At 66.3% G+C, this 14101-nt stretch carries 12 protein-coding genes and 1 pseudogene; 10 read left to right on the top strand and 3 right to left on the bottom strand.

The genetic code is table 11. From position 1 onward, the window contains the following. Positions 1-48: 48 nt before the first annotated feature. From FPZ24_RS17935 to FPZ24_RS05260, 6 genes and pseudogenes are all read left to right on the top strand, one after another. A pseudogene (locus FPZ24_RS17935) lies at positions 49-180 on the top strand (hypothetical protein); the annotation flags it as partial. A 196-nt stretch (positions 181-376) separates the two neighbouring features. Then, positions 377-871 (top strand): sensor histidine kinase, encoded by a 495-nt coding sequence (locus tag FPZ24_RS17535; RefSeq protein WP_240047628.1) that lies wholly within the window; start codon positions 377-379, stop codon positions 869-871. An 85-nt stretch (positions 872-956) separates the two neighbouring features. Continuing rightward, positions 957-1883 carry an intradiol ring-cleavage dioxygenase gene (locus tag FPZ24_RS05275; protein ID WP_146570048.1) on the top strand — a complete coding sequence of 309 codons (927 nt, stop codon included), beginning with the start codon at positions 957-959 and terminating at the stop codon, positions 1881-1883. Positions 1884-1923: 40 nt separating this feature from the next. Beyond that, a complete protein-coding gene (cysS, locus tag FPZ24_RS05270) occupies positions 1924-3354 on the top strand; it encodes a cysteine--tRNA ligase (protein WP_146574195.1) in 1431 nt (476 codons plus the stop codon). Between the two features lie 18 nt (positions 3355-3372). Continuing rightward, a complete protein-coding gene (locus FPZ24_RS05265; RefSeq protein ID WP_146570047.1) occupies positions 3373-3807 on the top strand; it encodes a TM2 domain-containing protein in 435 nt (144 codons plus the stop codon). After that, a complete protein-coding gene (locus FPZ24_RS05260; protein WP_146570046.1) occupies positions 3804-4739 on the top strand; it encodes a D-2-hydroxyacid dehydrogenase in 936 nt (311 codons plus the stop codon). The genes FPZ24_RS05265 and FPZ24_RS05260 overlap by 4 nt, the downstream gene beginning before the upstream one ends. On the opposite strand, the gene FPZ24_RS05255 is transcribed toward FPZ24_RS05260, so the two are convergent. Further along, complete coding sequence (locus tag FPZ24_RS05255; RefSeq protein ID WP_146570045.1) at positions 4736-5254, bottom strand: TetR/AcrR family transcriptional regulator; 519 nt, start codon at positions 5252-5254, stop codon at positions 4736-4738. The genes FPZ24_RS05260 and FPZ24_RS05255 overlap by 4 nt on opposite strands. 136 nt (positions 5255-5390) lie before the next feature. On the opposite strand from FPZ24_RS05255, the gene FPZ24_RS05250 reads away from it, so the two are divergent. From FPZ24_RS05250 to FPZ24_RS05235, 4 genes are all read left to right on the top strand, one after another. Next, positions 5391-6818: an 8'-apo-carotenoid 13,14-cleaving dioxygenase gene (locus FPZ24_RS05250; protein WP_146570044.1), complete on the top strand. Its 1428-nt coding sequence runs from the start codon at positions 5391-5393 to the stop codon at positions 6816-6818. A gap of 80 nt (positions 6819-6898) precedes the next feature. Next, positions 6899-8488 carry a class II 3-deoxy-7-phosphoheptulonate synthase gene (locus FPZ24_RS05245; protein ID WP_146570043.1) on the top strand — a complete coding sequence of 530 codons (1590 nt, stop codon included), beginning with the start codon at positions 6899-6901 and terminating at the stop codon, positions 8486-8488. A 317-nt stretch (positions 8489-8805) separates the two neighbouring features. Further along, on the top strand, positions 8806-10110 hold the full coding sequence (locus tag FPZ24_RS05240; protein WP_146570042.1) for a spinster family MFS transporter: 1305 nt from the start codon (positions 8806-8808) through the stop codon (positions 10108-10110). Then, positions 10107-11741, top strand: coding sequence for a carboxylesterase/lipase family protein (locus FPZ24_RS05235; protein ID WP_146570041.1), 1635 nt, complete (start codon positions 10107-10109; stop codon positions 11739-11741). Before FPZ24_RS05240 ends, FPZ24_RS05235 begins: the two co-directional genes overlap by 4 nt. A 10-nt stretch (positions 11742-11751) precedes the next feature. Here FPZ24_RS05235 and FPZ24_RS05230 read toward each other — a convergent pair whose 3' ends face one another. Continuing rightward, positions 11752-12462, bottom strand: a complete 711-nt coding sequence (locus FPZ24_RS05230) for a TetR/AcrR family transcriptional regulator (protein WP_146570040.1) — start codon at positions 12460-12462, stop codon at positions 11752-11754. A 7-nt stretch (positions 12463-12469) separates the two neighbouring features. Continuing rightward, positions 12470-14077, bottom strand: coding sequence for an AMP-binding protein (locus FPZ24_RS05225; RefSeq protein ID WP_146570039.1), 1608 nt, complete (start codon positions 14075-14077; stop codon positions 12470-12472). Positions 14078-14101: the final 24 nt, after the last annotated feature.

Raw genomic sequence — 14101 nt, 5'->3', positions numbered from 1 at the left:
CCGCCGCCCGCCTTTCTCAGCCACTGGCATTGGGCGACGATCCTGACGATGGCGATCTTGCTGGTAGTGTTGTCGGCGATGGGCTGGGTCATCACGCGCGCAATCTCGCGACCATTGCGCGAGTTGGCCGCGACGGCGACCCGGGCGACCGCCGGCGCGCCGCTCGACGACCTGCCGGCGAACGCGCCGCGCGAGGTGGCGGAGTTGGGGGACGCGTTGAAGGCGATGCACGGTCGCCTCGCCAGCCATGCCGAAGGGCGCACCGCGATGCTGGCGGCGATCGCGCACGACCTCGGCACGCCGCTGTCACGCCTCGCCTTCTGGGTCGAGCAATTGCCCGACGACGCCCGCGCGCGCCGCCGCCGATATCGACGAGATGCGCGCGATGATCGGCGCGGCGATCGGCTTCGCGCGGGACGATATGAGCGTGCGGACCGACGCGCGCGTCGATCTGGGCAGCCTGCTCGACAGTCTGGTCGAGGACATGGCGGTAGCGGGTGGTCACGTAACGATCGTGCCCGGCCCACGCGCCGTCGTGCGCGGCGACCCGGCGGCGTTGCGGCGATTGTTCGCCAACCTGATCGAAAACGCGATCCGCTATGGCGACGGTGCCGCGCTCGGCTGGAGCATGGCAGATGGCATCGTCCGCGTGACGATCGACGATAGCGGACCGGGCATCGACCCGGCCCAGGCCGAACGCCTGTTCGAACCCTTCGTGCGCGGGGATCCGTCGCGGAATCGGGATACCGGGGGCACGGGGCTCGGGCTCGCCATCGTCAGATCGATCGCGCGGCGTCATGGCGGCGATGCGATCCTGACCAACCGGCCCGAAGGCGGCGCACGGGCGACCATTACGCTGCCGGTCGACTGACATAATCCGTAACAAACGCGCGACGTGCCGACATACGATCGTGCGAACCGCGCTGCATTCCCTCCGCATTCGAGGAGGAAATGCGATGCACGCCCACGATCACGACGATCACGGCCACAGCCTGGCCGAAGACCTGGAGCGGATGGAGGCGCTCGTCGCTCGCCGCCGCGCGCTCCAATGGTTCGCCGGTGCGGGCACCGCCGCGCTGGTGACGGCATGCGGCGGGTCGGGGGGCTCGTCTGGTGTCGCTGTCGTGACCGGCACATCGACGCCGACACCCACCCCGACGCCGACCGCCACGGCAACCGCGACGCCTACACCGACGCCAACTCCCACCGCGACCGGTGCAACCGGCTGCATCGCCGATCCGACCGAGACCGGCGGCCCTTACCCCGCCGATGGTACCAACACCTCGTCGGGCTCAACCTCGAACGTGCTGACCGCGAGCGGCATCGTCCGCAGCGACATCCGCCCGAGCTTCATTTCAAGCACCACCGTCGCGACCGGCGTGCAGCTGACGATCACGCTGACCTTGGTCAACGTCAACGCGTCGTGCGCGCCACTGTCAGGCTTTGCCGTGTATCTGTGGCATTGCGACCGCAGCGGGGCCTATTCGCTGTACAGCGGTGCGGCGAACGAGACGTATCTGCGCGGCGTCCAGGTCACCGACGCGAACGGACAGGTTACCTTCACGACGATCTTCCCCGCCGCCTATTCGGGACGCTGGCCGCACATGCATTTCGAGATCTTCTCGACGCTCGCCAACGCGACCGGTGGGCGCTTCGCCGTGCTGACGTCGCAGCTCGCGATGCCGGCGGCGACGTGCAACACGGTGTTCGCCGACACGACGCTCTATCCGTCGAGCAAGTCGAACTTCGCCGCGATCAGCCTGTCTTCGGACAACGTCTTCGGCGACAACACCGCGGCGCAACTCGCACAGCAAACGCCGACCATAACCGGAAGCGTCGCGAGCGGGCTGGTCGCGAGCGCCATCATCGGCATCGCGCGCTAGTGGTTTGCGTCGGTGGAGCGGCGTGGCTAAGCCGCGCGGCATGTCTACCGGCGCACCGCTTACGCTCTACAACAGTCTCACCCGCTCGCTCGAAGCCTTCGCGCCGATCGATCCGGCGTTGGTGCGCGTCTACACCTGCGGGCCGACCGTTTATAACTACCAGCATATCGGCAACATGCGCGCGTTCCTGTTCGCCGATACGCTGGGCCGCGTGCTGCGCTGGAATGGCTATCCCACCAAGCACATCATCAACATCACCGATGTCGGCCACCTGACCAGCGACGCCGACGCGGGCGACGACAAGATGGAAAAGGCCGCGGCGGCGCAGGCCAAGTCGATATGGGACATTGCCGCGCACTATACCGACGCGTTCAAGGCGGACGTAGCGCGGCTCAATATCGAGCCCCCCGCCGAATGGACCGTCGCCACCGACCACATCCCGCAGATGATCGACTTCGCCAAGCGCATCGAAGCCGATTGCTACGAGATCGAGGGCGGACTGTATTTCGACACGTCGAAGGTGCCGAATTACGGCGCGCTCGCGCGATCGGCGACCGACGAGGGCGAAAGCCGGATCGATCCGGTGTCCGGCAAGCGCCATCCGCAGGACTTCGCGATATGGCGCAAGTCGCCGCCGGGCGAACAGCGCCAGATGGAATGGGACTCGCCGTGGGGCAAAGGCGCGCCCGGCTGGCACCTCGAATGCTCGGTGATGAGCCTGCAGCATCTCGGCCATCCCTTCGACATCCATACCGGCGGGATCGACCATCGCGAGGTTCATCATCCCAACGAGATCGCGCAGAACCAGGCGTTCTGCGGCTGTGCGGACAGCGGCGCGCGGATCTGGATGCACAACAATTTCCTGGTCGAACGCGGCGGCAAGATGTCGAAATCGACCGGCGAATTCCTGCGGCTGCAGGTGTTGATCGACGCGGGCTTCCACCCGCTGGCGTACCGGATGATGTGCCTGCAGGCGCATTACCGCAGCGAGCTCGAATTCACCTGGGACAATCTGGCCGCCGCGTCGGTGCGGTTGAAGCGGCTGGCGATCACCGTCGCGCAGCTTCGCGACCGACCCGCCGCGCCGTCGGCCGCATCGCCCGCCGCGTATCGCGAGCGGCTCGACGAGGCCGTGACCGACGATCTCAACACGGCGAAGGCGCTGGTCGCGCTCGACGAGATGCTGGCCGACAAAAAGGTATCGCCCACCGATCGCCTGGCCGCGCTGGGCGATTTCGATGCGGTGTTGGGGTTGCGCCTTGCCAACCTGAAACGCGAGGACCTCCGCGTTCGGCCGGCAACCGCGACCTTGACCGAAGCCGATATCGCCGCCCGCCTAGCCGACCGTCGCGAGGCGCGCGCCGCCAAGGACTTCGCCCGCTCCGACGCGATCCGCGACGAACTGGCGGCCGCGGGCGTCGAAGTAATGGACGGCGACCCGCTGGGATGGGATTGGAAGCCGACGCTGTAAGCCGATTCGGGGAGTGAGATGCGCGGACAGGTGCTCGGGGTCGATGTTGCGACCGGCGATGGGCAGATTTCGGGCGAGGACGGCCAGCGCTACGTGTTCCGGCCCGACGATTGGGCCGACCGCGTCGGGCCGTCGATCGGCGCGCAGATCGATTTCGAAGCGGAGGGGCGCCAGGCGCGGCGCATCTATCGCCAGCCGGGCACCTACAGCGCCACGCCCAAGGCCCCGCGCAGCGACCGCAACAAATTGACCGCCGCGTTGCTGGCATTCTTCGTCGGCGTGTTCGGCGTACATCGTTTCTATCTCGGGCGGACCGGCACCGGCATCATGATGCTGGTGCTGACCTGCACCTTGGTCGGCGCGTTCGTCAGCGCGTTGTGGGCGTTCGTCGATTTTATCCGATTCCTGGTGATGTCCGACGCCGAGTTCGCCGCGCGGTATCAGCAGGCATGAAGGCCGTCCTGCCCGCGCTCGCCCGCCCGTTGCTCGAGCCGCAACTGCCCGCCGGCGTCGAGGCAGCCTGGTTCGCCTCCCCGGCCGAAGCCAATGCGATGATCGCCGACGCCGATATCGCCTGGGTCGATATGCAGCCGACCGAACTGACCGCCGAGGCGATCCGCCACGGCGAGCGGCTGAAATGGGTGTCGACCATCTATGCCGGACTCGACGCCTTCCCGCTCGACGTGCTGAAGCAACGCGGCACCATCCTGACCAACGGCGTCGGCATCAACGCGCTGGCGGTCGCCGAATATGCCGTGCTGGGCGTGCTCGCCGCGGCCAAGCGGTTCGACGAAGTTGTCCGCGCGCAGGACCGCCACGAATGGCCGAAGGATGCGCCGGGCAAAGTAGAACTGTTCGAGACCAAAGCGCTGATCGTCGGCATGGGCGCGATCGGGAAGCTGATCGGCGAGCGTCTGGTGGCGTTCGGCGTCGCGGTGACCGGCGTGACTCGATCGGGCCGCAACGGCACGCTGATGCCGGATCAGTGGCAAGCGAAGCTCGGCGAGTTCGACTGGGTTATCCTCGCCGCCCCCTCCACGGACGCGACGAAGGCGATGATCGGCGCCGCCGAACTCGCCGCGATGAAGCCGAGCGCGTGGCTGATCAACATCGCGCGCGGCGACATGATCGACGAAGCGGCGCTCCTCGATGCGCTCAATGGCCGCAAGATCGCCGGCGCGTTCCTCGATCCCACCAATCCCGAGCCGCTGCCACCCGATCACCCGCTCTGGTCGGCGCCCAATTGCATGGTCACCATGCATCTGTCGGGCCGCAGCCAGACCAAGATGTTTCCCCGCGCCGCCGCCTTGTTCCTGCGCAACATCGACGCGTTCGTGAACGGGCGGGCGATGGAGAATGTCGTCGATCTCGACGCAGGATACTAAGAGCGGTTCATCCCCAGCGCACGCGTATCGACCACCGCGTCGATCAGCGCTTCGTCGCGCGGGACGTAGCCCTGGAGCATCAGCACTGCGAGTCCGTGGACCAGCGCCCAGGAGCGCATGGCGATCGCCCGCACCGTGTCGATGCTCGCGCCTTCGCCCGCCAGCCTGAACGCGTAATCGCGCAGCAACTTGCTGGCGTCGTCGTCCTCCCCGTCGTCGAGCGCGAACAAATCGTCGTGCGGACCCATCGACGACATCAGGCGGAATAGCGCGGGATGATCGAGCGCGAAGCGGACATAGGTCCGCCCGGTTGCCTGGAACTGGTCGAGCACGTCCTCATAGGCCGACGCCGCGGCACGCTGCGCTTCCCCCATTCGATCGTAGGCGGCCGAGGCCAGGGCGGCGCGTAACGCCTCCTTGTCGGGGAAGTGCCGATATACCGCCGTCGCGCTGACCCCGACCGACCGCGCGATCTCACGTAGCGACAGATCGGCATCCTCTCGCTCCTCGAGCATGCGCAGCCCCTCGGCGATCAACGCCGCGCGCAAATCGCCATGATGATAGGATTTGGTCGCCTTCAGAATCTTTCATGTTGACACTGTTATCATAGATCGTATGTTTACGCCATAAACTTCGAGTCGGAGACCAGTCATGGCCAGTGTCATCGAAAATGCAATCCGCGGCACCGTTACCAAGGGGATCGGCGTCGTCGCCGAGTTCAATCGCAAGCGCATGCCGGAGACCGACCATCCGTTCCTGACCGGCATTCACAAGCCGATGGCCGCCGAGCTGACGCTGGAGGATCTGCCCGTTACCGGCACGATCCCCGACGAGCTCGACGGCCGCTATCTGCGCATCGGCCCCAATCCTGCCGCGCCCGAGGCGAAGGGCTATCATTGGTTCACCGGCGACGGCATGGTCCACGTCATCGCGCTGAAGGACGGCCAGGCGTTGTGGTACCGCAACCGCTGGATCCGGTCGAAGCGGGTCGAGGCGGAGACCGGCATGCCGCACGCCCCCGGTCCGCGTCATGGCGGGTTCGACACGGTCAACACCAATGTGCTCGGCATCGGCGGGCGGACCTGGGCTTTGGTCGAGGCGGGGTCGTACCCGGTCGAACTGTCCGACACGCTCGACGAGCAAACCTACAATCCGTTCGACGACACGCTGATGGGCAGCTTCACCGCGCATCCGCATCTCGATCCGGCGACCGGCGAGAACCACGCGATCTGCTACGAAGCGACCGTTCCCGACCAAATCCGCCATGTCGTGATCGACGCGAGCGGCAAGGTGACGCGCGAGGTCGCGATCCCGGTCAAGCACGGGCCGTCGATCCACGATTGTGCGATTACCGCGCGGTATGCGCTGATCCTCGATTTGCCCGTTACTTTTTCGATGAAGGCGCTGATCGGCGGGCACTCGTTCCCCTATCGCTGGAATCCGGAACATCAGGCGCGTATCGGCCTACTGCCTCGTAACGGCGGTGCGGACGACGTGGTCTGGGTAGATTGTCCGCAAGTCTACATCTTCCACGTCGCCAACGCGTTCGACGTGGCGGACGGCCGGGTCGTGCTCGACGCCTGCGTCTACGACACGATGTTCGCGGAACTGACCGGCGGGCCGTCGGGCAAGTCGCTCGGCCTGGAGCGCTGGATCATCGATCCGATCGCGAAGACCGTCGAGCGCAAGACGATCGATGCGACGCCGCAGGAATTCCCGCGTCCCGACGAACGCTTCTTTGGCCAGCCGTATCACTACGCCTATACGATGGGGCTGCCCGAGGGTGATTTCGCGATCGGCGACACCAAGCTCTATCGCCACGATCTGGCCGAGGGGACGAAGCAGACGCACGATTTCGGCCCCGGCCGTTATCCCGGCGAGTTCGTGTTCGTGCCGCGTAGCGACGACGCGCCCGAGGGTGACGGCTGGCTGGTCGGGCTGGTGATCGACTTGCCCAACGAGACCACCGACCTCGCGATCATCGACGCGCAGGACTTCGAAGGCGCGCCCGTCGCGAGCATCCGTATCCCCCACCGCGTGCCGCCGGGGTTCCATGGCAATTGGGTCGCGAACGGCTGATTTACCCGAAAGAGAAAACCGTCCCGCGCCGACGCAAGAAGTCGGTTGCATCATTTACCCCATCAGGGTAACGGCGCGGGATGACGACGACACTGGCAGGCACCAAAATCCGCCGTTTCCGCGAGGAACGCTCCCTTACCCGCGCTGCGTTCGGCGCGTGGTACGAAACCGCCGGCAGCACGGTGCAGGGCTGGGAGGAGGACGGCAAGCGCGCGTCCGCTAAGGTGCTCAACCAGATCGCGGCGAACGGCATCGCGCATCACGCCGATTGGTATGTGGTGGCGCCGGTGTCGGGCGCTGCAAGGTCTGAATGGGCTCCCCACAGCTGGAAGAGCCACGAAGCGCGCCAACTCCCCACCTACCCCGACGCCGCTGCACTCGACGCGGCAACGGCGCAGCTTCATTCATACCCGCCCCTCGTCTTCGCCGGCGAAGCGCGCAACCTGACCGCCGACCTCGCGCGCGTCGCGGCGGGCGAGGCGTTCCTGCTCCAGGGTGGCGACTGCGCCGAAAGCTTCGCCGAATTCCATCCCAACAACATCCGCGACACGTTCCGCGTCATCCTTCAGATGGCGGTCGTCTTGACCTATGCCTCCAAGCTGCCCGTGGTGAAGGTCGGGCGCATGGCGGGCCAGTTCGCCAAGCCGCGCAGCGCCGATACCGAGACGATCGACGGCGTCGAGCTCCCCTCGTACCGCGGCGACAACGTCAACGACATCGCCTTCACGCCGGAGGGCCGCACGCCCGACCCGCAGCGGATGGTGCAGGGGTACAGCCAGAGTGCGGCGACGCTCAACCTGCTCCGCGCCTTCGCCCAGGGCGGCTACGCCAATCTCCACCAGGTCCACCGCTGGACGCACGACTTCTTGGGCAGCAGCCCATGGGCGAAGAAGTACGAGGAAACCGCCGACCGCATCGGCGAAGCGCTCGACTTCATGGAGGCGTGCGGGATCAGCCCCGACACCGTCCCGCAACTGTCGCAGACCACCTTCTACACCAGCCACGAAGCGCTGCTGCTCCCCTACGAGCAAGCGCTGACCCGGCAGGACAGCCTGACAGGCGACTGGTACGACACGTCCGCGCACATGCTGTGGATCGGCGACCGCACACGGTTCGACGGATCGGCGCATGTCGAGTTCCTGCGCGGGATCGGCAATCCGATCGGGCTGAAATGCGGCCCGAGCCTGGAGCCCGACATGCTGCTGCGGCTGCTCGACACGCTCAACCCCGGCCGCATCCCCGGCCGCATGACGCTGATCACGCGCTACGGCCACGACAAGATCGAAGCCGGCCTGCCCAAGCTGGTCCGCGCGGTGAAACGCGAGGGTCATCCGGTGGTGTGGAGCTGCGACCCGATGCACGGCAACACCGTCGCGGCGGCTGGGTACAAGACGCGCCCGTTCGACCGCATCCTGGGCGAAGTCCGCGGTTTCTTCGCGGTGCATCGCGCGGAGGGGACGTTCGCCGGCGGCATCCATGCCGAAATGACCGGACAGAACGTCACCGAATGCACCGGCGGCGCCGTCGATGTGACCGAGCAGAATCTCGCCGACCGCTACCACACGCATTGCGACCCGCGCTTGAACGCCGGGCAGAGCCTGGAACTGGCGTTCCTGCTGGCCGAGATGCTCAACGACGAACTGCGCCAGCGGCGGGCCGAAGCGGTTTAGGAACGGCTAAGGTTACACTTGGGTTACACTAGCGAGGTGGCTGGCGCAGGCGATTCCTGGCTGACGCGCGAATTTCCGAACCTTCGCCCGGAGTTGGACAAAGCGCGCCTGAATATTCAGATAGTCAAAGAGCGGCTCGCTTATATCATGGCGGAAACCTTGTAGGAAAACGCTTCTTGTTAAGCCGCGTCGGGCTTGTATGACCTTGGACCTCAGATATTCATCCTCGTTATAGTGAGTGTTGACATTGTCCCCATTCTGACGATGGTAAGCGCCTGACGTCGGCACAGAATCCGGCGCGTGGGAGGATCGCTGGAATGACTGCGCAAGCTGGGCCTGCGGGCATCGATATCGGCGGATCGACCGCCCCGCTGCCGAAGGGTGCGCGGACCGTTTTGATCACGCTGTGCGCGGTCTACGTCCTCAACTTTCTCGACCGTTCGCTGCTCGGCACGTTGGCCAAGCCGATCCAGGAATCGCTGCAGATCGACGACGCCGCGCTCGGGCGGCTCGGCGGGCTGTATTTCGCGTTGTTCTATTGCCTGATCGCGGTGCCGGTCGGCTGGCTCGCCGACCGCACCAACCGCGTCAACGTGCTGGTGCTCGCCTGCGCGATCTGGAGCGGGGCGACGATGGCGTGCGGGTTCGCCGCCAATTATCCGCAGCTCGCCATCGCGCGCATGACCGTGGGGTTCGGCGAGGCCGGCGGTGTGCCACCGTCCTACGCGATCATAACCGACACGATCCCGCCCGGTCGACGCGGCTTCGCGTTCGGCATCTACAATCTGGGGCCGGTGATCGGCGCCGCCTTGGGCGTCGCGTTCGGCGCATCGATCGCCGCCGCGTTCAACTGGCGCTGGGCGTTCATCACGATCGGCGCAATCGGCGTAGTCGCCGCGATCATCGTCCGTCTGCTGATCAGCGAGCCGCCGCGCGGCCGCTACGACGCGAACCATGACGCCGCCGCCAAGGCACCGTTCTGGCCGACCGTGCGCATGTTCGTGACCAACCCGATCCTGATGCTGATGGCGCTGGGCAGCGGCGCCACGCAGTTCATCACCTACGGCCTCGGCAACTTCGCCGCGCTTTTTCTGGGCCGCGAGAAGGGCATGTCGCTCGGCCAAATCGCAATCTGGTACGCGCTGGTCATTCTGATCGGCATGGGCCTAGGCATGCTGGCGTCCGGACGCGTGATCGACCGGCGCGCGAGCGTGTCGAAATCGGCCTATGCGAGCGTCCCCGCGATGTCGCTCGCCGTCGCGATCCCGCTCTATCTCGGCTTCGTCTGGGCGCCATCCTGGCCGCTGGCCTTGTGCTTCCTGACGGGAGTCAATTTCTTCAACTACTTCTACCTCTCGTCGGCGGTGGCGCTGGTGCAGGAAGAAGTCCGGCCCGACCAGCGCGTGCTCGCGAGCGCACTGTTGCTGCTGTTCATGAACTTCATCGGGCTGGGTCTCGGACCGACCTGGGTAGGCTGGATCAGTAGCCATTTTGCCGCGCAGGGGGACGCACATTCGCTGCAGTCGGCGCTGTACACGCTGACGCCATTCTATCTGCTCGCTATCCTGCTGTTCGCCTGGCTCGCCAGCCTGTTGCGCCGTCGAAGGAGTATCGCCGGATGATCGCTCGCCTGATTGCCCTGCTCGGCGTCGCATCGCTGAGCATCGCCGCCGCGGACAAGCCGGTGGTCACATCCTCCGCCGGTGCCGTGGCGGGCACCACCGACGGGAATATCCGCGTATTCAAGGGCATTCCTTATGCCCAGCCGCCGATCGGGCCACTGCGCTGGCGTCCCACGCAGCCGCTACCCCGCTGGTCCGGCACGCGCGACGCGAGCGATTACGGCCCGGCGTGTATTCAGCTCCAGTCGCCCAAGCCCGTCTCGGTCTATTCGCCCGCCGCGCCGCTGCCGACCAGCGAGGATTGTCTGACGCTCAACATCTGGACGCCGGCCAATGCCGCCAAGGCGCCGGTGTTCGTGTGGATTCATGGCGGCGCGCTGTCGGGCGGGTCGAGCCGCGAGCCGCTCTATGACGGCAAGAAGCTGGCAGAGCGCGGCATCATCGTCGTGTCGATCAACTACCGGCTTGGCGTGCTGGGTTTCCTCGCGCACCCCGCGCTCAGCGCGGAATCGCCGCAACACGTGTCGGGCAATTATGGCCTGCTCGACCAGATCGCCGCGCTGACCTGGGTCAAGCGCAACATCGCCGCGTTCGGCGGCGACGCGGGCAACGTCACGATCGCCGGGGAATCGGCTGGTGGCCTCAGCGTCATGTACCTGATGGCGTCGCCTTATGCGCGCGGTCTGTTCGCCAAGGCGATCGCCGAGAGCGCGTACATGGTGTCGATGCCCGAATTGAAGACCGCGCGCGGCGATCAGATCGCGGCGGAGGCGGCCGGCACGTTGCTGGCGGGCGGACTACAGGCGCCCGACATCGCGACGTTGCGCGGGATGAAACCCGACGAATTGTCGCTGGCCGCGACCAAGCTCGGCTACGCGCCGTGGATCACGGTCGACGGCAAGCTGGTCCCCGAGCAACTCGTCGCAACCTTCGACAAGGGCAAGCAGGCGCCGGTGCCGCTGCTCGCCGGGTTCAACAGCGGCGAGATTCGCTCGCTGATGATCCTCGCGCCCAAGGTGCCGGGTAACGCCGCCAAGTACGAAGCGGCGATCCGCGAGCGCTACGGCGACCTCGCGAGCGAATTCCTGCGGCTCTACCCATCGACCGATATGAAGGAGAGCATCCTCGCCGCGACGCGCGACGCGCTCTACGGCTGGACGGCGCAGCGGCTGGTGTCGAAGCAGGCTGCGTTGGGTCAGCCGTCGTATTTGTATTTGTGGGACCACAGCTATCCGGCCGAGGATGCTGCGGGGCTGCACGGTTTCCACGCGAGCGAATTGCCGTACGTGTTCGACAATACCGATCGCACGGGGCCGCTGTGGCCGGCAATTCCGGCGACGCCCGGCGAGGCGGCGATGGCCGACGCCATGGCGGACTATTGGGCCAGCTTCGTCCGCACCGGCCGGCCGCAAGCCGCGAACGCGCCGGTCTGGCCAGCTTACGACGTCAAGGCCGGCAACTACATGTTGCTCGCCGATACGCCGAAGCCGAACGCCAACCTGTTCCCCGGCATGTACGCGCTCAACGAGCGGATCGTCTGTCGCCGGGCGGCAAACGGGAAAATCCCCTGGCACTGGAACTTCGGCTTGGCGGCACCGGCGATGGCCGCGGCGACACCGGGCTGCGGTTAGGGCCCGAACCCTAGTCCTTCAGCGCGTGGAAGCCGGCGGCCATGAACTTGGCCATCCGCGCCTTCACCGCCAGGAAATCGTCGGAGTGACACACGCCGCCCGATAATTTGTCGATCCGCCCCGTCCGCGCGAGCGTGTTCATCAGTGCGCCCGTCACGAAATGATATCCCCAAAAGATATCCTCGTCGGTGAAATCGGGCAGCGCGCGACGCAGGATGCCGACCAGCCGCAACACGACCGGGTCGTAATATTGGTCCATCAATTCGGCGCCCTCGGGCGTGTTGCTGATCCGCGCCGAGAAGGTGGCCGAATTCATCCACGCCTCTCCGCCTTCGCGATACAGATCGAGATCGGTGTCGAGAAACGCATGCAGCGCACCTTCGACGGTCGGGTTGGCCCCGGCCTCCTTCTCATATTGCTCGAGCGCGACCATGCGCCGCCCGATCGTCTCCGGCGCCCGCCGCGCGAAGACCGCTTCGAACAAAGCGCGCTTGTCCTCGAAATAATAGTGCATCAGCGTCGTATGAATCCCGACGCTCTTCGCGATGTCGCGCAACGCGACGCCGTGGAAACCGTTCTGCGAAAACAGATATTCGGCGGTGTCGAGAATCTGCTCGAGCCGCTCTGCGCGCTGCTGCGCCTTGCTGCGCTTTTCGCCTTGGACAGGCTTTTTCGCGGGCGCCGCGCCGGTGTCTTCCTTCTTCAGCGCCACTGACCGCATCGCTCCGTTACCGGCCGACTTGATCGGCGCTGTACCTGCCGCTCGCGTAATCCGCACGGAGCCGATTCTTGTCAATCTTTCCCGAGGCGGCAAGTGGCATGGCGGGCACCACGACCACCTCGTCGGGCAGCCACCAATCGGCGATCCGCCCGCGAAGACTGGTGCGCAATGCGGCGGGGTCGATGCGGCGATCCTTGCGCGGCTCGACCATCAGCACCGGGCGCTCGCCCCATTTGGGGTCGTCGCGCCCGATCACCGCGACCAGCCCGACCGCCGGATCGGTGCCGACGATCGTCTCGATCTCATTCGGATTGATCCATTCGCCGCCCGACTTGATCAAATCCTTCGACCGGCCGGCGATCGTGAGGTTGCCGGCGTCGTCGATCACCGCGAGGTCGCCGGTGTCGAAATAGCCTTCGTCGTCGAGCGCGTCGGCATCCGCGCCGTAATAACGATCGACCACGCTCGCCCCCTTGACCTTGAGGCAACCCTCGACCCCGCGCTGCTGCGGCAGCGTCCGTCCTTCGGCATCGGTCAGCTTCAGGTCGATCCCCATCGGCGGGCGGCCGGATGCCTGTTCGGCGGAGGCGGGCAGATCGGGCGGCGCGATCGTGCCCATCGGCGACAACTCGGTCATTCCCCAACTGGTCTGGACATGCGCGCCAAGCCGTTCCTCGAAGCGCTTGATCAGCGCCTCCGGGCAGCTCGAACCGCCGATCACGACACGCTTCAGGTCGGGCAGGTCGCCGCCGGTCGCGTCGAGAGTATCGACCACGCCGAGCCACAGCGTCTGCACACCGACCGCCACCGTCACGCGCTCGTCGCGCATCAGCTTGGCCAGGCTCGCGCCGTCGGTGAGGCGCCCCGGCAGGATCAGCCGCGCGCCCGCCGCCGCCGCGACGAACGGCAGGCCCCAGGCATTGGCGTGGAACATGGGGACGCCGAGCAACACGGTATCGCGGCTGGTGATCGCAATCGCGTCGGCCTGATTAGAGCGCAGCGTCTGGAGGTAGTTCGATCGGTGGGTGTAGACGACGCCCTTGGGCCGCCCCGTCGTCCCCGATGTGTAACATAGCCCCGCGGGCGCCTCCTCGTCGAAATCGCCCCACGCGGCCGGCGCCCCATGCTTCGCGACGAGCGCCGCATAGGTCCAGATGCGCGGCGCGACGTCGAGCCCGATTGCGGCGATGTCGGCGCCCTCGTCGATCAGCACGACATGCTCGATCACCGGACAGTGCGGCAGCAACTCGGCGAGCAGCGGCGCGAGGTTGGCGGCGGCGACCAGCACACGGTCGCCCGCCTCGCCGATGATCGCGGCGAGGTGGGCGACGGTCAGCCGCGGGTTGAGCGTGTGGCACACCAGCCCCACCCCCATCGTCGCGTAATAGGCTTCGAAATGCTCCTGCGTATTCCACGCGAGCGTTCCGACGCGATCGCCCTGTTTCAAACCGAGCGCCAGCAGCGCACCCGACAGGCGGTTGGCGCGCTCCCGCATCGCGGCATAGCCGTCGCGCCGGATCACGCGCCCGCCGTCTGCCTCGACGACGTCGGCATCGGCGAACCACTTGGCGGCATGATCGAGGAACTTGTCGATGGTCAGGCTGTAACGCTGCATGCCGCCTTCAATACGTGCGAGGAA

It is taken from the genome of Sphingomonas panacisoli (genome assembly GCF_007859635.1).
GTDB classification, from domain to species: Bacteria; Pseudomonadota; Alphaproteobacteria; order Sphingomonadales; family Sphingomonadaceae; genus Sphingomonas; species Sphingomonas panacisoli.
The sequence above is the reverse complement of the archived record's forward strand: the minus strand, read 5'-3'. Positions and strand labels throughout refer to the sequence as shown.